Source organism: Epilithonimonas hispanica (assembly GCF_003385395.1).
Taxonomy (GTDB): Bacteria; Bacteroidota; Bacteroidia; order Flavobacteriales; family Weeksellaceae; genus Epilithonimonas; species Epilithonimonas hispanica.
Genome location: NZ_QNUG01000015.1, coordinates 26836 through 44705, shown reverse-complemented (window position 1 = coordinate 44705; position 17870 = coordinate 26836). Strand labels below are relative to the sequence as shown.

The following is a 17870-nucleotide window of genomic DNA, read 5'->3' as shown; positions in this document are numbered from 1 at the left end:
AATTTATTCTTTTTTATTAATCCATTCTGTGTCAAGAACGTCGGATAGTTTGCTGATGCTTTGTTTGGATTGTATTTTAAAGAATATTCCAATGAAAAAAAATCTAATAATTAAAACTTGACCTATGCAAACTATTATGAATATTGGATTGAATTCAGCTGTTTTTGAAAATAATTGGATGAAAAATGCAACAAAGGGGAAAAGCATCAATATTGTAAGAAGTATTTTGAAGGGTTTATTGATTTCCACTAAAACTTTTCCTTTTTCTTCTTTTATAAATCCGGTTAATGTACAAAAAGCACCTTTTCCGATGTTTGATGAAATGATTCTAAAATTATTGTTTTTTACTTTTCCAATAAAAGACTTTTCTGTTACTTTTGATATAAGACTTTCGGATTCTTCGGTTCTTCTATTTAGTCTTTCTAAAGTTTCAGTTTGCCCATTAATAAGTTTGAATTCATAAATTGTTGAAGGAAAGATGCTCATTAGTTTTTTTATTAATATTAGACTCTTGAAAGAATCACGAATATACAATCAATATAATTAATTCTTTTATTCACGTCTTATTATTTATTACATAAAACCATTTTAATTTCCTTATTTTTGTATCAATCATCAATATTGAAAGGTGCAGAATAAACTCAAGATTATCAACGACCCAGTTCACGGTTTTATCAAAATTCCTCACGAGATTTTGTTTGATATTATAGAACATCCTTATTTTCAAAGACTCAGAAGGATTTCTCAAACCGGACTTCTTTCCCTCATTTTTCCTGGTGCAAAACATACCAGATTTCTTCATGCTCTTGGTGCAATGAATCTAATGTTCAAAGCTTTGGAAACGCTTAAACTAAAAGGCGTAAAAGTTTCCAAAGAAGAAGAAAAAGCGGCGATGTTGGCAATTTTACTTCACGATATTGGCCACGGTCCGTTTTCGCACGCTTTGGAAAATATGTTGATGGACGATTGGCATCACGAGAAAATCTCAATTTTGCTGATGAACCGTTTGAATAAAGAATTCAAAGGGAAATTAGATTTGGCAATCGAAATGTTTCAAGGCAAATATCACAGACCTTTTTTCAATCAGTTGATTTCATCTCAATTGGATGTTGACAGAATGGATTATCTGAAGCGAGATAGTTTCTACACAGGCGTTTCCGAAGGAAGCGTAAATGTGGAGAGAATCATCTCTATGATGAATGTGAGTGATGAAAAACTTGTTATTGACGCAAAAGGAATTTATTCTATTGAAAATTATCTGACAGCGAGAATGTTTATGTATTGGCAGGTTTATTATCATAAAACTGCGGCGTTGGGCGAACATATTCTGGTTCAGATTCTTAATAGAGCCAAATATTTGGTTTCTCAAAATGTAGATTTGGAAGCACCTTCTAACTTGAAATATTTTTTAGTTAAAAATAAATTTGAAGAAGCAACTGAAGAAGATATCAGAAGATTCACGATGTTGGATGATATGGATGTTTACCAAGCCATCAAAGAATGGGCTGAGAATGAGGATTTTGTATTGTCAAGACTTTGTAAAATTGTTATATATCGAGATTTTCCGAAAAGTATTATTTCTTCCAAGCCTTTTTCAGAAGACTTTATTAAAGATAAAATTGAAAAAACGAATAAATTTTTCGGAATTGATAATGGAGAGGAAATCGTAGGACAGATTTCTCGTTCGCTTTTACCTTATGATACAGAAAAACAACCGATTTATTTGATGAACAAAACAGGAGAAACGATGAAGTTGGAAGAGTCTGAAAATCAGATCTTATTTGGCTGTATGGAGAATGCGACGAAAAAATATATCATTTATTTTCCTAGAGAAATAATATAAGTAAAGTAAAAGTAACTTTGATTCGTCATAAAAAATTAAAAGATAATTAATAAAATATTTATCTTTGCAAACTATGGAATTTAGCGCAGAACAAATTGCAGAATTAATAAACGGCAAAATCATTGGTGACGGAAAAACTGTTATTACAGGAGTTTCTCCTATAGAAAATGGAGAACAAGGACATTTGTCTTTCGTTGGCCAAAGTCGTTTTTCTCATTTTATTGACGAAACAGAATGTGCAGTTTTAATCGTTTCTGAAAATCTTGTGGAAGACAGAGATTACAGACCTGTGATTATTGCTGTGGAAGATGCATATCTTTCTTTTCAGGTTTTGATGAATCTTTATCAAGAGATGCAAGGCAGAAGAACTGGGATAGAAGCTGGTTCATTTTTCCACGAAACTGCGAAAGTAGGCGAAGATGTTTACATCGGCGCTTTTACTTATGTTTCTGAGAACGCTAAAATTGGTGATAATACACAGATTTTTCCGCACGTTTACATTGGAAAAGGAGTAAAAATTGGAAAGAACTGCAAAATTGACAGTGGCGCAAGAATATATGATTATTGTATCGTTGGAGATAATTGTGTTATCCATTCCAATACAGTTGTTGGTGGAGATGGATTTGGTTTCCAGCCGACTGCTGATGGCTTCAAAAAAATTCCTCAATTAGGAAATGTTATCATTGAAGATGATGTAGAAATTGGTTCTAACTGTAGTATTGACCGAGCAACAATCGGTTCTACAATTATTGGAAAAGGAACTAAGATTGATAATCTAATCCAAATTGCTCATAATGTGAAAATAGGTCAGAACAATGTAATAGCTTCACAAGCAGGAATTGCCGGTTCAACCGTTATCGGAGATTGGAATCAGATTGGTGGACAGGTAGGAATTGTAGGTCATATCAAGATAGGAAATCAAGTTAAGATTCAGGCTCAAAGTGGTGTTAATTCTTCTGCAAAAGATGGAGAAACGCTTTATGGTTCGCCTGCAATCAACTACAGCGATTATAGAAGAAACTATGTACATTTTCGTAATTTTACGGATATTGTCAAAAGAATAAACGATTTAGAAAATAAAAAATCAGAGTAAAGGTATCAGGAGCCAAGACATAGTTCTTCCCGCCTCAAAACTATTACAATGAGTGATAAACAAAAAACAATCAAAGAAGAAATCCAGCTTTCTGGAATAGGTCTTCACACAGGAAAAGAGGTTAATTTGAGAATCAAACCAGCAAAAGAAAATACTGGATTTGTATTCGTAAGAACAGACCTAGAAGGTCATCCTCAAGTTGAGGCTGATGTCAATTACGTAACTACTACAGAAAGAGGAACTACTCTTGAGAAGTTAGGCGTTAAAATCCATACTTGCGAGCATCTTTTGGCAGCTTTGGTCGGGATGGACGTTGATAACGCAATTCTTGAAATGAACAGTGCAGAGCCGCCAATCTTGGACGGTTCTTCTAAATTTTTTGTAGAAGCGATAGAAAAAGTAGGCATTCAGGAACAAGAGCTTCCTAGAGAATATCTTGTGATCAAAGAAGTAATGAACTATATCGACCCTTCTACAGGTTCTGAGATTACTGTCATCCCTGCTGATGATTACGAGATTACAACAATGGTAGATTTTGGTACCAAAGTTTTGGGAACTCAAAATGCTAGTATGAAAAATCTTTCTGAGTTCAAGGATGAGATTGCTTCTGCTAGAACATTCAGCTTTTTACATGAACTAGAGCAACTTTTGGATGCCAATCTTATCAAAGGTGGTGACATCAGTAATGCCATTGTGTATGTTGATAAAGAGTTGACGCCAGAAACTCTTGAAAAACTAAAAGTTGCTTTCGGAAAAGACGAAGTTTCTATCCGTCCAAACGGTATTCTTGATAATTTAACCCTTAATTATACTAATGAAGCGGCTCGTCATAAATTACTTGATGTAATTGGTGATTTGGCTTTAGTAGGAGTTAGAATCAAAGGTAGAGTTATTGCTAATAAACCAGGACACTTTGTAAACACTCAGTTTGCAAAAAAACTAAACAGACAATACAAATTGCAAAAAAGAAAAAATGTTCCAGATTTTGATTTGAAGGCTGAGCCTGTTTTCGATATCAACGGAATTATGAGATTGTTACCACACAGACCACCCTTTTTGTTGGTAGATAAAATCTTAGAATTATCTGATACTCACGTTGTGGGTCTTAAAAATGTTACTATGAACGAACCGTTCTTCGTAGGACATTTCCCAAAAGAGCCAGTAATGCCAGGTGTTTTACAAATTGAGGCAATGGCACAAGTTGGAGGTATATTGGTTTTGGCAAACGTTCCAGATCCAGAGAATTATTCAACTTACTTTGTAAAGATGGATAATGTTAAGTTCAAGAAAAAAGTAGTTCCAGGAGATCAGGTTATTTTCAAGATAGAATTGATAGAACCAATCAGAAGAGGAATTGTACATATGCAAGGTTATGGTTATGTTGGAGACAGTGTTGTTGTTGAAGCAGAACTGATGGCTCAAGTTGCAAAAACTAAAATTTAATTTATGATTCATCAGCTAACAGCAGTAGATCCACGTGCCAAAATTGGTAAAAATGTAACCGTAGAACCGTTCAGTACTATCGCAGCAGACGTAGTTATAGGAGCAGGAACTTGGATTGGATCTAATGTCACCATTATGGATGGCGCTAGAATCGGAAAAAATTGTAAGATTTTTCCAGGAACAGTTATTTCGGCTGTGCCACAGGATCTTAAATTTGATGGAGAAGATACTCAAACCATTATTGGTGACGGGACAACTCTTAGAGAATGTGTTACCATCAACCGAGGAACAAAAGCACTTGGCTATACAAAAGTAGGAGAGAACTGCTTGATTATGGCGACTTCTCACGTTGCTCACGACTGTATCATTGGGAATAATGTGATTATTGCCAACGGTTGTGGAATTGCAGGGCACGTAGAAATAGGAGATTTCACAGTTATGGGAGGTTTGTCAGCAATTCAACAATTTGGGAAAATTGGAAAACATGCTATGATTTCCGGTGGTTCATTAATCAGAAAAGATATCCCACCGTATGTTAAAGTAGCAAGAGAACCTATCTCTTACGCGGGTATCAATTCTGTAGGACTTAGAAGAAGAGGTTTTACTAATGAGAAAATCTTCGAAATCCAAAAAATCTACAGAGCTATTTTCCAAATGAAAATGAATACCACACAAGCAATAGAATTCATTGAGAAAGAAATGCTACCTACAATGGAGAGAGATGAGATCATTACATTTATCCAGAATTCTCCTCGAGGTATTGTAAAAGGTTATGGTTCTGGAAAAGAATAATTTAAAATAATTACAAGTTTATATATAACTAATGGCAACAAGCAACGATATCAGAAAAGGACTTTGCATAGAATTCAGCAATGATATTTTCAAAGTAATCGAGTTTCTACACGTAAAACCAGGTAAAGGTCCTGCTTTCGTAAGAACAAAATTAAAATCTGTAACCAATGGAAAAGTTCTTGATAATACTTTTTCAGCAGGTCACAAAATTGATGAAGTAAAGGTAATCACAAGAAAATTCCAATATCTTTATGATGATGAGAATGGATTCCACTTCATGAATAACGAGGACTTCTCTCAGCTTTATCTTAACAAAGAAATGATCGAGAACTCTAACTTGATGAAAGCAGGGGAAGAGGTAACAATCATCTTGAAAGAAGCTGATGAAACGCCACTTTCTGCGGAACTTCCTCAGTCAGTTTACTTAGAAGTTATCGAAGCTGATCCTGGGGTTAAAGGAAATACAGCTACCAACGCTTTGAAAAATGCAATCGTAGAAACAGGCGCAAGAGTAATGGTTCCATTGTTCATCGAGCCAGGTGACAAAATTAAAATCAGCACAGAAGACGGCTCTTACTTGGAAAGAGTAAAATAAAATTAAAAGATGGAAGTCTGGAGTTGATCTTCAAACTTCCATTTTTATTTTAGATCAATTATTTTTTATTTGGGGCAGCTTAATCCGCCTTCCGTTCCCGCTTTTTTCTTTTTCTGTCAAAAAAGAAAAAGAGCTCCACTCAAGTCGGGCTGCAGATTCGTATTCATAAAGACGATTTTACCCAAATCTAATGTCTAAATTCTAACATCTAGTTATGACTTTCAATCAACCTCAAACACTTAAAGTTGTTGCAGATATCATTGGTGCAAAATATATCGGAGACGAAAATTTTCCGGTTCTAGGAACCAATGAAATTCATATGATAAAACCAGGAGAAATAGTTTTTGTTAACCATCCAAAATACTATGACAAGGCTCTCAATTCTGCTGCTACAATCATCTTAATCGATAAAGAAGTAGAATGTCCAGAAGGTAAAGCCCTTTTGGTTTCAGATGATCCTTTTCGTGATTTTAATAAAATCAATACGCACTTCACAAGGATTTCAAATTTCAAAGAAGAACTTCACGATTTGGAAGTAGGAGACGGGACTTCCATTCATCCATCTGTTGTTATTGGAAATGATGTAAGAATTGGAAAAAATTGCCATATTTTCCCCAATGTTGTGATCGGTGATAGAACTGTAATAGGAGATAATGTTATTATTCAAGCTAATACAGTTTTAGGAGGCGACGCTTTCTATTACAGAAAACTGAATGGTAATTTTGATAGATTAATTTCTGTTGGGAACGTTATCATCGAAAATAATGTTGAAATAGGGAATGGATGTACCATTGATAGAGGTGTTACCGATTCTACAACCATTGGAGAAGGGTCTGTTTTAGACAATCAAATCCAAATTGGACACGATACAATTATTGGAAAAAGATGTTTGATAGCTTCACAAACTGGAATTGCTGGATGTTGTATTATTGAAGATGAAGTAACAATTTGGGGGCAAGTTGGGATGGCATCTGGTGTCAGAATCGAAAAAGGAACAGTACTTCTTGCAAAAGTCGGTGTTAATAGAGATTTGAAAAAAGGTACTTATTTTGGTCCCATTGCGGAGGAGTTCAAACAGTATCTTAGAAAAGAAGTTAAAATCAAAAATCTGAAGTAAATCATATTTTTAATATTCAAAAAAAGTATTTTATAAAGAAAATTCTGAATAATTATCGTTATTTTTGCGAGTAACAAATGTTTATAAAATCAATAAATAATAATAAAAAATGTCAGTATTAGTAAACAAAGATTCTAAAGTTATCGTACAAGGATTTACTGGTAACGAAGGTACTTTTCACGCAGGTCAAATGATCGATTACGGAACCAACGTTGTTGGTGGTGTAACTCCGGGAAAAGGAGGAACTGAGCACCTTGGTAAACCTGTTTTCAACTCAGTTGCAGAAGCTGTAGAAAAAGCGGGTGCTAATGTGAGTATTATTTTCGTTCCGCCTGCATTTGCTGCAGATGCTGTAATGGAAGCTGCTGAAGCAGGAATCAAAGTTATTGTATGTATCACAGAAGGAATTCCTGTTGCTGATATGGTAAAAGTTAAGGATTATATCCAAGACAGAGATGTTCGTTTGATCGGCCCAAACTGTCCTGGTATCATCACTTCAGACGAAGCTAAAATCGGAATTATGCCTGGTTTCGTTTTCAAAAAAGGAAAAGTTGGTATCGTTTCAAAATCTGGAACTTTGACTTATGAAGCTGCTGATCAGGTTGTAAAAGCTGGTTATGGTGTTTCTACAGCTATCGGAATCGGTGGAGATCCAATTATCGGAACTACTACAAAAGAAGCTTTGGAATTGTTTATCAACGATCCAGAAACAGAAGCTGTTGTAATGATTGGAGAAATTGGAGGATCTCTAGAAGCTGAAGCTGCAAGATGGTACAAAGCTAGTGGTTCTACAAAACCAGTTGTAGGTTTCATCGCTGGACAAACTGCTCCAAAAGGTAGAACAATGGGACACGCAGGAGCTATCGTTGGAGGAGCTGATGACACTGCACAAGCAAAAATGGCTATTATGAAAGAAAACGGTATCCACGTTGTAGATTCTCCTGCAGAGATTGGTAAAACTGTTGCTGCTGTTTTAGCATAAAATTCTTTAGTTAGAATACTTTTAAAGATATTTTGAGAAGCTCTTCTGGGCTTCTCATTTTTTTTATTTAAATTTGAAAAGAAAAATATTTATAAAAACACAAGTTATGAAAAAAAACCTTTTTGGGTCCTTATTGTTAATGTCGTTTTTTTCTCAAGCGCAAATTGATTTCAGATCTACTGAGTTTGGTGTCGTTGCAGGAGGAACATATTCTAGAGTTATAAATGCTCACCATCCTTCGGGGCCAAGGTTCTCTGTGTTAGGTGGAGTTACAGCACAAGTGCCAATAGGTGTTGATGAACAATTTTACATTCAGGCAGAAGTTTTGTATTTTGGAGCTGGCGAAGGAGGAGACAGAAAATATGAAAAGACAGTTGGATGGGAGCACGCAGTTTATGCTAACAATTACTTGAGTGTTCCATTTAATTTTAAAGCTTATTTCTCTGAAGCAGAGTCTGAGTTTTATGGATTGGTAGGACCTAGATTTAATTTTTTGATTAGTCAAAAAGTAAAGAACGCACCAGCTGAAAGAGGATATTATGATCCAAATGTAACAAATCCAGATTACCCGGATATCAATGGAAAAGCCAATTCTTTCAATTTTGGAATCGGTGCGGGTATTGGTTATAGCTATAAAAGACAACTAGAGATTGCACTCAAATATGATATTGGACTATCAAATACTTATCCTAATCTTGTAGAGACTTGGACGATGGATCCTAATACACAAAAGAAAAAATCGGAGCATGTTCTAAGCTTAGGTTTAACTTACTTCTTCAAATAAAAACAAAGGCTGTGATAATTCACAGCCTTTTATTTTGATTACTTATTCTTGATGATTTCTTTGATTTTACCTTCAATTTCTTCCGATAATTCTGGGTTATCTCTCAATACTTCTTTTACAGCGTCACGTCCTTGTCCTAGTTTTGTATCTTCGTAGCTAAACCAAGATCCGCTTTTCTTAACTACGGCAAGATCTACAGCAGTATCAAGGATCTCTCCAACTTTGGAAACTCCTTCTCCATACATAATATCGAATTCTGCCATTTTGAAAGGTGGTGCAACTTTATTTTTAACCACCTTTACTTTCACACGACTACCAATAGCTTCGTCTCCATTTTTGATAGGTGCACTTGCTTTTCTGATATCGATTCTTACAGATGCATAGAACTTAAGTGCGTTTCCTCCGGTTGTAGTTTCAGGATTTCCAAACATCACTCCAATTTTTTCACGAAGCTGATTAATGAAAATGACAGTACATTTTGTTCTGTTAATTGTAGCTGTCAATTTTCTAAGAGCTTGAGACATCAATCTTGCATGAAGTCCCATTTTAGAATCTCCCATTTCACCTTCTATCTCTGCTTTTGGTGTAAGAGCGGCAACAGAGTCAATTACTACGATATCTATTGCTCCAGATCTGATTAGGTTGTCAGCAATTTCTAAAGCTTGCTCACCATTGTCTGGTTGAGAAATAATTAGGTTTTCTAAATCGATTCCTAATTTGGCTGCATAGTTTCTGTCAAAAGCATGTTCGGCATCTATAAAAGCTGCAATTCCTCCTGCTTTTTGAGCTTCTGCAATGGCGTGAAGAGTGAGGGTTGTTTTACCAGAAGATTCTGGCCCATAGATTTCTATGATTCTTCCTCTAGGATATCCACCTACACCTAAAGCAAGGTCAATCCCCAAAGAACCAGAAGGGATTACTTCAATTGTTGTATCAACAGAATCCTCTCCCAAAGTCATTACAGTTCCTTTACCATAGGTTTTATCTAGTTTTTCAAGCACCAATTGTAATGCTTTTTTCTTATCGTCAGCTGTACTCATTATTTCAAAAAATTATTCTCAAAAATACGGAATTTTAAAATCAAAATCCAATATTATTTTGTTTATGAGTTTTTATTGAATTAGCTAGTGTCTAAAGGAAATTGGAATTTTTTATGATACTTAGATAGTCATTAAAGACTTTCATTTAATCCTTATCTCCTTTTTTTATTCTATTTTTTCTACCGACTAATTTTGCGCAGATTTTATTGAAAATTATTTTTGATATTTGCAACAGTTTTTTGTTTTCTATATCCCAAGAATTTATAGGCTCTCCTCGGTTCTTGGTATCCCAGTTTTTATAATGTTTCTTGATAGAAGTCTAGCATAAGAATAAATTATTCTTGTTTTTATAGCGAATTCTTAGCATTTTATAGATTTTCAATTTCTGATGTAGGTCTCGATTTGCTTTAAAATTCCTGTAAATGATTGTGAAAAATAAATATCTTTTACAACTTGATCAGTATCATAAAAGTAATGAGAGAATTTTTCAAAATTTTCAAAACCAACTTTTGCATTAGGAAATCCTACTAGATGCATATCGTTTCCTATTTCTCAAAAATTTCTGAAATGAGTTTAGAGTCTTTAAAACGTGGTTGTAAATTTTTTTTTCCTTTCAGATAAAGTTATGGTTATTTGCTTCAGAGAATAATTGTGAATTTTATCATTTTAAAAATATAAAAAAACCTCAGAAAAGGTTCTGAGGTTTTATGTTTAGTAAAATTACTTCTAATTATAAAGAAGAAGAGTGTACCAATAGGTCTGTTAATTTGTTAGAATAACCCCACTCGTTATCGTACCAAGATACCAATTTAACAAAAGTTGGAGAAAGCATAATTCCAGCTTCTTTGTCGAAGATAGAAGTTCTAGCATCTGTAACAAAGTCTTGAGATACTACAGCATCTTCTGTATAACCAAGGATTCCTTTCAAATCACCTTCAGAAGCAGCTTTTACAGCAGCAGCAATTTCGTCATAAGAAGTTGGTTTTTCCAATCTTACAGTTAAATCAACTACAGAAACATCGGCAGTTGGAACTCTGAAAGACATACCAGTCAATTTCCCGTTAAGAGAAGGGATTACTTTTCCTACTGCTTTTGCGGCACCTGTAGAAGATGGGATGATGTTGTTAAGTGCAGATCTACCACCTCTCCAGTCTTTTGCAGATGGCCCATCTACAGTTTTCTGAGTTGCAGTAGTAGCGTGTACAGTTGTCATAAGACCTTCTGCGATACCAAAATTATCGTGGATAACTTTTGCTAAAGGTGCAAGACAGTTTGTAGTACAAGATGCGTTTGAGAAGATTTTTACATCGTCCGTCAATTCTTTGTGGTTTACACCCATTACGAACATAGGCGTATCATCTTTGGAAGGAGCAGAAAGAATTACTTTTTTTGCGCCAGCATTGATGTGAGCTTGAGCAGATTCTTTTGTAAGGAATAAACCTGTAGATTCTACGATGTATTCTGCACCTACTTCATTCCATTTTAGGTTGTTAGGGTCTTTCTCAGCAGTTACACGGATTGTTTTTCCGTTTACAACAAGGTTGTTCCCTTGTACTGATACTTCTCCTTTGAACGGTCCGTGAACTGAATCGTATTTTAGCATGTAAGCCATGTATTCAGCATCGATAAGGTCATTGATACCTACAACTTCGATGTTGCTTCTTTCCGTCATTGCTCTAAAAACTAGACGTCCGATTCTCCCGAATCCGTTAATTCCTACTTTAATTGTTGACATATTATTTTAAAATATTAAGGTTTTTTTTGTTTCTATAAATTTACGAAAAAAAGAATTACATCGCAAGTATTTCGGCGATTTGAAGTAGGTCTTTATCTATTTCGTTATGTTTTTTGATGGCTTCTTCTATTGGCGTGTATACAATTTTATTAGACTGCATACCAACCATTACCTTGTTTTGTCCTTCCATTAATCCTATTACCGCACCGTAACCTAGATGACTAGCCAAAACTCTATCAGCACAACTTGGCGATCCACCTCTTTGGATGTGTCCTAGCACTGTAACGCGGATGTCATAATTAGGAAATTTTTCTTTAGTTGCTTTCGCAAGATCATAGATATTTCCTAGCTCTTCGCCTTCTGCAACCACAACCACGCTAGAGGATTTTCCTACTTTCTCGGCAGTGGTAAAAGTTTCAAAGAGTTCATCAATACTATCCTTTCTTTCTGGGATTAAAATATCCAAAGCTCCTGTCGCAATTCCGCTATTAAGTGCAATAAAACCTGCATCTCTTCCCATAACCTCTACAAAGAAAACTCTGTTGTGAGAAGTGGCAGTATCGCGGATTTTATCAATCGCATCCATAGCTGTGTTTAGAGCCGTATCATAACCAATGGTTTTATCTGTTCCAAAGATATCATTATCAATTGTTCCGGGAACACCAATTACTTTGATACCAAACTCTTCATTAAAAACTTTGGCACCGGTAAAACTTCCGTCCCCACCAATACAAACAATGGCATCAATTCCTAATTTTTGACACTGTTCGTATGCTTTTTTTCTACCTTCGGGAGTCATAAATTCTTTAGATCTTGCAGACTTTAGAATCGTACCTCCTTGATTAATTATATTTTTTACGGAACGAGGTCCCATCTTTGTAACATCTCCTGCAATAAGACCGTTATAACCTTCTCTGATTCCATAACAGTTTATATTGTAGTGGTTTGCTGTTCTTACAACTGCTCTAAGTGCTGCATTCATCCCTGGAGCATCTCCACCAGAAGTCAAAACAGCAATAGATTTTATGTTGTTTTCTGACATATTTTTAATTTTTTTCATAGCAAATTTACGAAATCTCTATCACATTTTAGGAACGTACTTTAATAATGTATTATAAATTATGTCATGTATCAATTAATAATCACTTCATAAAAATATGACAAATATTAGAATTTAATTTATAATAGGCTTTCTAAGATTTATTATATTTACGAAAAAGAGTTTTAAAAAAATTTAAACAAAAAATAATATTATGAAAGTAACTGTAGTAGGAGCTGGAGCTGTTGGAGCTTCTTGTGCTGAATATATTGCGATGAAAAATTTCGCATCCGAAGTGGTTTTGGTGGATATCAAAGAAGGTTTTGCAGAAGGTAAAGCAATGGATCTGATGCAGACAGCCTCTCTTAACGGGTTTGATACCAAAATTACTGGTACAACGGCAGATTATAGCAAAACTGCGGATTCTCATGTTGCAGTCATCACTTCTGGGATTCCTAGAAAACCTGGGATGACGAGAGAAGAGTTAATTGGAATCAATGCCGGAATTGTAAAAGATGTTACAGCTAATCTTGTGAAAAACTCGCCAAACGTTATCATTATTGTTGTTTCTAATCCTATGGATACAATGGCATATTTGGTACATAAAACTTCGGGGCTTCCAAAAGAAAGAATCATCGGAATGGGCGGTGCTTTGGATTCGGCAAGATTCAAATATAGATTGGCAGAGGCTTTGGCTGCTCCAATTTCTGATGTTGACGGAATGGTAATCGCAGCGCACTCTGATACAGGAATGCTGCCACTTTACAGCAAAGCTACAAGAAATGGTGTTCCTGTTTCAGAATTCTTGAATGATGAGCAAAAAGCTTCTGTAATCGAGGAAACTAAAGTTGGAGGAGCCACATTGACAAAATTATTAGGAACTTCTGCGTGGTATGCGCCAGGTGCAGCTGTTTCTGTAATGGTTCAGGCTATTGCATGTGACCAAAAGAAAATGATTCCTTGCTCTCTAATGCTTGATGGAGAATATGGTGAAAGCGATATCTGTCTTGGTGTTCCTGCAATCATCGGGAAAAATGGTGTTGAGAAAATCGTTAATATTACTCTGACAGAAGAAGAAAAAGCAAAATTCGCTGAAGCTGCGAAAGCTGTAAGAGATGTGAATGGAGATTTGAAATTTTAATTGGTTGATTAACTTTTATATAAATGAAACCGCACTCGGAAAAGTGCGGTTTTTTTTTATTTATTATAATTTTTTTTTAATTATTACTTTACAACAGTTGCCTCAAATTCGACTTTTAAAGTTTCAAATAAAGTTTTTACTTCCATTACAGTTGTAGTTGGTTGAATTTCGTGTTCAGTAATTCAGTTTTGAAGTATATCAAAATTTTTGAATAATTCTTCGTGTTTTGTAGTGTAAATATTGAGTCGGATGATGTTTTTAATCTCAAAATCTGCCTGTAGAATTACTTTTTTAAGATTAGCCAAATAAAGTCTGTGATGTGTGTCACAATTTTTGCTGTTCTGAGAAAAATCGGCTTAATGTTTCTCTTGAGACCCCCAGGTATAAAGACAGCGTAGCTTTTGGAATTCTTTGAATGATCTGAGGATAAATGTTATAAATTCTTCATATTTTTTCTGAGCAGAAAATGTCATTATTGATAAAATTCTTTTTTGATTGGCGATGTGTCAGTTTACAGCTTTCATCAGAAAAAACTCTGTCAACTCGGGAAATGTTTTCAAAATTGTGAGATAATCTGGGTAAGACAAAACGAAAGTTTCTGTTTCTTCGATGCAATGCAGATTTTGAGTAGATCTTTTTTGGGTATAAAAAGCTTCAAAATCAGTTTCCCACTAATCTTCTCATGCAAAAGAAATAATATTTTCGTTTCCGTTTAAGTCATCCACATAAAGTTTTACCAAGCCGGATTTGATGAAATAAATTTCAGTTACAACTTCATCCTTGTTGATGATGTACTCTTTCTTTTTAAATTTTTTAGAATGAAAATGTTTAGAAATAAAATTCCATTGTTCATCTTTCAATGATATATTTTTAAGAAAGTGTTCTTTTAATAATGATTTCAATAGACTTATTTTTTTAAATTAAAAACTATCCGTTACCATCTCCATATTAACTATTGCTCCGGCAATATTACCTGTATAAACTGCATTAGCAACAGATCGCATCATTGACGAGTTATCGCCACAGACAAAAACTCCAGGAATGTTGGTCTTTTGCATAAAATCAGTTTTGATATGTCCCATCTCCGTCAATTCACAGCCCAAAATCTGCGGAATCTCCGAATGTTGTTTGAATGGAAAAGCTCCATAAACTGCTTCAAATTCAATTTCCTTTCTATCAGAAAAAATAAGGCTTTCAACCAGTCCGTTTTGATGTTTCAGTTCTGAGATTTCTGTTTCGATAATTTGAATATTATTCTTGGCTAGTTTTTCCTTTTGTTGATCGCTAATTCGACATTTCCTCTTATAAGTAAAGTAACATCGTCTGTAAGGTTTTTAACAAGTGAGGCGATGTGAAAAGCTCTGTCTCCATTTTATTGTATTAATCTGCAAAATTTGCCAAATCAGTGAGAACCTAAATCTGTTTAGTCATTCATACCTTTTCCGTCCAAGATATTGGGAATTGCTTTTTCGATTCTGGATTCTATGGTTTTGGGTTGTAAAATATTAGCGATGTCAGGCTGAGGCTCTCGAAGCCTTTTTTTATTTGAAGTCTATAAAAATCTTTGCGCTCTTTGCGTTTAAATTTCCAGCAAAAAAACTTTAATAAAAATTTCACATTCCAAAACTTTTGAAAGCCTTAAATTTGGGCTCAATAAAAAGTTATTACAATGTTAAAAAAATTTACGATTGCAACAGTTGCTTTTCTGTCTGTAATCACCATCAATGCACAGAAGAAAAAAAATACAGAACTGCAAAGGCCAAAGTTGGTTGTTGGTTTGGTAATAGACCAGATGAGATGGGATTATCTTTATCGTTATTATAACAAATTCGGGAACGATGGTTTCAAAAGACTTTTGAATACAGGATATTCTCTTAACAATGTTCATATTCCCTATGTTCCTACAGTAACAGCTCTTGGGCATACTTCAATTTATACAGGTTCTGTTCCTGCTATTCACGGGATTGCCGGAAACGATTGGACAGACAAAGAAACAGGGAAAAATGTCTATTGTACTACTGACGAAAGTGTAAAACCTGTTGGAACTACTAATATAAAAGTAGGAAGTCACTCACCAAAAAATCTTTGGTCAACAACTGTAACTGACGAATTAAGATTAGCAACTAATTTTCAAGGAAAGGTTATAGGTGTTTCATTGAAAGACAGAGCTTCTATCTTACCTGCCGGTCATACACCAAACGGCGCTTTTTGGTTTGATGATTCTACTGGGGATTTCATTACAAGTACTTATTATATGAGTGACCTTCCGGAATGGATTAAAACTTTCAATTCTCAGAATCTTCCTGATAAATTAGTCGCGAATGGTTGGAATACATTATTGCCAATCAATCAATATACGGAGAGTTCTCCGGATAATTCTCATTGGGAAGGACTTTTGGGAAGTGCGAAAACGCCAACTTTTCCTTACAATGATTTGCCGGCAGATTATCAAAAGAAAAAAGATAATATCCGATATACACCTTTCGGAAATACTTTGACTTTGAAATTGGCGGAAGCATCTATTGAAGGAGAAAAACTGGGAAGTGACAATATCACGGATATTTTGGCAATTAATATCGCTTCAACGGATTATGCAGGACACAAATTTGGTCCAAATTCCATCGAGGTTGAGGATGTTTATTTGAGATTGGATCAAGATTTAGCCAATTTTTTCAAATATTTGGATAACAAAGTTGGGAAAGGACAATATACAGTTTTCCTTTCTGCGGACCATGGAGGCGCTCATTCTGTTGACTTTTTGAAAGAGCACAAGATTGCCACAGGTTTCTTTGGCGAAGAAATGGATAAAAATATTACTTCAAAATTGAAAGAGAAATTCGGGGTTGATAAGTTGATTAATGGAGTCGATAATTACCAAATTTATTTTAATAGAAAACTAATTGCAGACAATAAACTTAATCTTGAAGAAATTAAAAGTTTTACAATTCAAGAATTAGAAAAAGACCCGACAGTTTTATACGCCGTTTCTACTACTAAAGTTCAGGAAGCTACAATTCCAGAACCGATTAAACAAAGAATCATCAACGGCATCAATAGAGAAAGAAGTGGTGATATTCAATTGATTTCGCACGATTCTATGTTACGAACCTATGCGAAGAAAGGAACAACGCACAGTGTTTGGAATTCCTACGACGCTCATATTCCTTTGATTTTTATGGGTTGGGGAATCAATCACGGAGAAAGTAATAAGCCTTATTTTATGACAGATATCGCACCAACGGTTTCTGCTTTGTTGCATATTCAGTTTCCAAGTGGGAATGTTGGAAATCCAATTACAGAAGTGATTGGGAGATAAAAAAAAGATATTAGAGGTTAGAAATTAGATATTAGATTTTAGCTCATTAATTTATTAAGTCGCAAAATGTTTTCAATATGAGAACTTTGCGACTTTTTACTTTTCTAAAATTAAAATTCTTACGCCTTGGCGATAAAAACAATTCGTATTTTTGAACAATGAATTTCAAAGAAAAAGACATCTTCGATTTGCTAAATGAAAAAGCAGAGTTATACAATTCTCCAGACTTTATTACCGATGACCCAATCCAGATTCCGCATCATTTTTCTTTGAAGCAGGATATCGAGATTGCCGGATTTTTGTCTGCAAGTATCGCTTGGGGAAATCGAAAATCGATTATCAATGATGCCAATAAAATGATGGAATTGATGGGAAATTCGCCGTATGATTTCATCATGAATTTCACAGATTCTGACTTAAATAGAATTCCACAAAAAGCCATTCACAGAACATTCAATCACGAAGATTTTATTTTCTTTCTAAAAAATTTTCGCCGAATTTACACTCATTTTGAAAGTTTGGAAGATGTATTTCTAATCCATGACAACGAAATCAATTTTTCTCATTCTATCGAGCGTTTCAGAAATCATTTCATTTCCGAAAAACATCGTGGACAAAAACACGTGAGTTCGCCCTATAAAAATTCCGCTTCCAAACGATTGATTATGTTTCTGCGTTGGATGGTTCGTAAAGATAAAAAAGGCGTTGATTTTGGAATTTGGGAAAAGATCGATCCGAAGTTTTTATCGGTTCCGTTGGATGTTCATACCGCCAATATCTCCCGTAAATTAGGAATTCTGAAACGAAAACAAAACGATTGGAAAGCGGTTGAAGAGTTGGATTTAGTGCTTAGAAAATATAATGCTGATGACCCTGCAGTTTACGATTTTGCATTGTTTGGATTGGGAGTTTCAAAGGAATTTGAATGATATTTAACCACAAAAGGCAAA

At 34.8% G+C, this 17870-nt stretch carries 18 protein-coding genes; 11 read left to right on the top strand and 7 right to left on the bottom strand.

The window, feature by feature from the left end; genetic code table 11:
* Positions 1-3: 3 nt before the first annotated feature.
* Positions 4-486: a hypothetical protein gene (locus DRF58_RS08795; protein WP_116034698.1), complete on the bottom strand. Its 483-nt coding sequence runs from the start codon at positions 484-486 to the stop codon at positions 4-6.
* Positions 487-628: 142 nt separating this feature from the next.
* Between DRF58_RS08795 and DRF58_RS08790 the strand changes: the two genes are divergently transcribed.
* The 8 genes from DRF58_RS08790 (at position 629) to DRF58_RS08755 (ending at position 8649) form a co-directional block, all read left to right on the top strand.
* A complete protein-coding gene (locus DRF58_RS08790; protein WP_116034696.1) occupies positions 629-1843 on the top strand; it encodes an HD domain-containing protein in 1215 nt (404 codons plus the stop codon).
* A 73-nt stretch (positions 1844-1916) separates the two neighbouring features.
* The gene (gene lpxD, locus DRF58_RS08785) at positions 1917-2936 is read left to right on the top strand and encodes a UDP-3-O-(3-hydroxymyristoyl)glucosamine N-acyltransferase (protein WP_116034694.1); all 1020 of its coding nucleotides are present in this window, start codon (positions 1917-1919) and stop codon (positions 2934-2936) included.
* 48 nt (positions 2937-2984) lie between these two features.
* A complete protein-coding gene (locus tag DRF58_RS08780; RefSeq protein WP_116034692.1) occupies positions 2985-4379 on the top strand; it encodes a bifunctional UDP-3-O-[3-hydroxymyristoyl] N-acetylglucosamine deacetylase/3-hydroxyacyl-ACP dehydratase in 1395 nt (464 codons plus the stop codon).
* Positions 4380-4382: 3 nt separating this feature from the next.
* Positions 4383-5171: an acyl-ACP--UDP-N-acetylglucosamine O-acyltransferase gene (lpxA, locus tag DRF58_RS08775; protein WP_116034691.1), complete on the top strand. Its 789-nt coding sequence runs from the start codon at positions 4383-4385 to the stop codon at positions 5169-5171.
* 31 nt (positions 5172-5202) lie between these two features.
* Positions 5203-5766, top strand: a complete 564-nt coding sequence (gene efp, locus DRF58_RS08770; RefSeq protein WP_027384968.1) for an elongation factor P — start codon at positions 5203-5205, stop codon at positions 5764-5766.
* A gap of 214 nt (positions 5767-5980) precedes the next feature.
* Complete coding sequence (locus DRF58_RS08765; RefSeq protein WP_116034689.1) at positions 5981-6883, top strand: LpxD N-terminal domain-containing protein; 903 nt, start codon at positions 5981-5983, stop codon at positions 6881-6883.
* A 109-nt stretch (positions 6884-6992) separates the two neighbouring features.
* Complete coding sequence (gene sucD / locus DRF58_RS08760) at positions 6993-7865, top strand: succinate--CoA ligase subunit alpha (protein WP_116034687.1); 873 nt, start codon at positions 6993-6995, stop codon at positions 7863-7865.
* Positions 7866-7971: 106 nt separating this feature from the next.
* Positions 7972-8649 carry a porin family protein gene (locus tag DRF58_RS08755; protein ID WP_116034685.1) on the top strand — a complete coding sequence of 226 codons (678 nt, stop codon included), beginning with the start codon at positions 7972-7974 and terminating at the stop codon, positions 8647-8649.
* 38 nt (positions 8650-8687) lie between these two features.
* Here DRF58_RS08755 and recA read toward each other — a convergent pair whose 3' ends face one another.
* The 4 genes from recA to pfkA all read right to left on the bottom strand — a co-directional run bounded on the left by recA (position 8688) and on the right by pfkA (position 12466).
* Positions 8688-9689 (bottom strand): recombinase RecA, encoded by a 1002-nt coding sequence (gene recA, locus DRF58_RS08750; RefSeq protein ID WP_116034683.1) that lies wholly within the window; start codon positions 9687-9689, stop codon positions 8688-8690.
* Positions 9690-10067: 378 nt separating this feature from the next.
* Positions 10068-10226 (bottom strand): hypothetical protein, encoded by a 159-nt coding sequence (locus tag DRF58_RS18705; RefSeq protein ID WP_245955388.1) that lies wholly within the window; start codon positions 10224-10226, stop codon positions 10068-10070.
* Positions 10227-10419: 193 nt separating this feature from the next.
* On the bottom strand, positions 10420-11424 hold the full coding sequence (gap, locus tag DRF58_RS08740) for a type I glyceraldehyde-3-phosphate dehydrogenase (protein WP_116034682.1): 1005 nt from the start codon (positions 11422-11424) through the stop codon (positions 10420-10422).
* 55 nt (positions 11425-11479) lie between these two features.
* Positions 11480-12466, bottom strand: coding sequence for a 6-phosphofructokinase (gene pfkA, locus DRF58_RS08735; RefSeq protein ID WP_116034789.1), 987 nt, complete (start codon positions 12464-12466; stop codon positions 11480-11482).
* A 211-nt stretch (positions 12467-12677) separates the two neighbouring features.
* On the opposite strand from pfkA, the gene DRF58_RS08730 reads away from it, so the two are divergent.
* Positions 12678-13604 carry a malate dehydrogenase gene (locus DRF58_RS08730; RefSeq protein WP_116034680.1) on the top strand — a complete coding sequence of 309 codons (927 nt, stop codon included), beginning with the start codon at positions 12678-12680 and terminating at the stop codon, positions 13602-13604.
* Between the two features lie 680 nt (positions 13605-14284).
* Here DRF58_RS08730 and DRF58_RS08725 read toward each other — a convergent pair.
* Both DRF58_RS08725 and DRF58_RS08720 read right to left on the bottom strand, forming a co-directional pair.
* Positions 14285-14506 carry a cyclic nucleotide-binding domain-containing protein gene (locus tag DRF58_RS08725; protein WP_157966717.1) on the bottom strand — a complete coding sequence of 74 codons (222 nt, stop codon included), beginning with the start codon at positions 14504-14506 and terminating at the stop codon, positions 14285-14287.
* A gap of 18 nt (positions 14507-14524) precedes the next feature.
* Positions 14525-14845 (bottom strand): FAD-dependent oxidoreductase, encoded by a 321-nt coding sequence (locus DRF58_RS08720; RefSeq protein ID WP_245955392.1) that lies wholly within the window; start codon positions 14843-14845, stop codon positions 14525-14527.
* Positions 14846-15273: 428 nt separating this feature from the next.
* Between DRF58_RS08720 and pafA the strand changes: the two genes are divergently transcribed.
* Both pafA and DRF58_RS08710 read left to right on the top strand, forming a co-directional pair.
* Positions 15274-16920: an alkaline phosphatase PafA gene (gene pafA, locus DRF58_RS08715; RefSeq protein ID WP_116034677.1), complete on the top strand. Its 1647-nt coding sequence runs from the start codon at positions 15274-15276 to the stop codon at positions 16918-16920.
* Between the two features lie 158 nt (positions 16921-17078).
* Positions 17079-17849, top strand: a complete 771-nt coding sequence (locus DRF58_RS08710; protein ID WP_116034675.1) for a TIGR02757 family protein — start codon at positions 17079-17081, stop codon at positions 17847-17849.
* Positions 17850-17870: the final 21 nt, after the last annotated feature.

Bases quoted from the DNA above. Each gene is read 5' to 3' on its own strand.
- lpxA (WP_116034691.1), top strand. From the start codon at position 4,383: ATGATTCATCAGCTAACAGCAGTAGATCCACGTGCCAAAATTGGTAAA.
- DRF58_RS08765 (WP_116034689.1), top strand. From the start codon at position 5,981: ATGACTTTCAATCAACCTCAAACACTTAAAGTTGTTGCAGATATCATT.
- DRF58_RS08710 (WP_116034675.1), top strand. From the start codon at position 17,079: ATGAATTTCAAAGAAAAAGACATCTTCGATTTGCTAAATGAAAAAGCA.
- gap (WP_116034682.1), bottom strand. From the start codon at position 11,424: ATGTCAACAATTAAAGTAGGAATTAACGGATTCGGGAGAATCGGACGT.
- sucD (WP_116034687.1), top strand. From the start codon at position 6,993: ATGTCAGTATTAGTAAACAAAGATTCTAAAGTTATCGTACAAGGATTT.
- pfkA (WP_116034789.1), bottom strand. From the start codon at position 12,466: ATGTCAGAAAACAACATAAAATCTATTGCTGTTTTGACTTCTGGTGGA.
- DRF58_RS08730 (WP_116034680.1), top strand. From the start codon at position 12,678: ATGAAAGTAACTGTAGTAGGAGCTGGAGCTGTTGGAGCTTCTTGTGCT.
- recA (WP_116034683.1), bottom strand. From the start codon at position 9,689: ATGAGTACAGCTGACGATAAGAAAAAAGCATTACAATTGGTGCTTGAA.
- DRF58_RS08755 (WP_116034685.1), top strand. From the start codon at position 7,972: ATGAAAAAAAACCTTTTTGGGTCCTTATTGTTAATGTCGTTTTTTTCT.
- DRF58_RS08795 (WP_116034698.1), bottom strand. From the start codon at position 486: ATGAGCATCTTTCCTTCAACAATTTATGAATTCAAACTTATTAATGGG.
- lpxD (WP_116034694.1), top strand. From the start codon at position 1,917: ATGGAATTTAGCGCAGAACAAATTGCAGAATTAATAAACGGCAAAATC.
- DRF58_RS18705 (WP_245955388.1), bottom strand. From the start codon at position 10,226: ATGCATCTAGTAGGATTTCCTAATGCAAAAGTTGGTTTTGAAAATTTT.
- pafA (WP_116034677.1), top strand. From the start codon at position 15,274: ATGTTAAAAAAATTTACGATTGCAACAGTTGCTTTTCTGTCTGTAATC.
- efp (WP_027384968.1), top strand. From the start codon at position 5,203: ATGGCAACAAGCAACGATATCAGAAAAGGACTTTGCATAGAATTCAGC.
- DRF58_RS08780 (WP_116034692.1), top strand. From the start codon at position 2,985: ATGAGTGATAAACAAAAAACAATCAAAGAAGAAATCCAGCTTTCTGGA.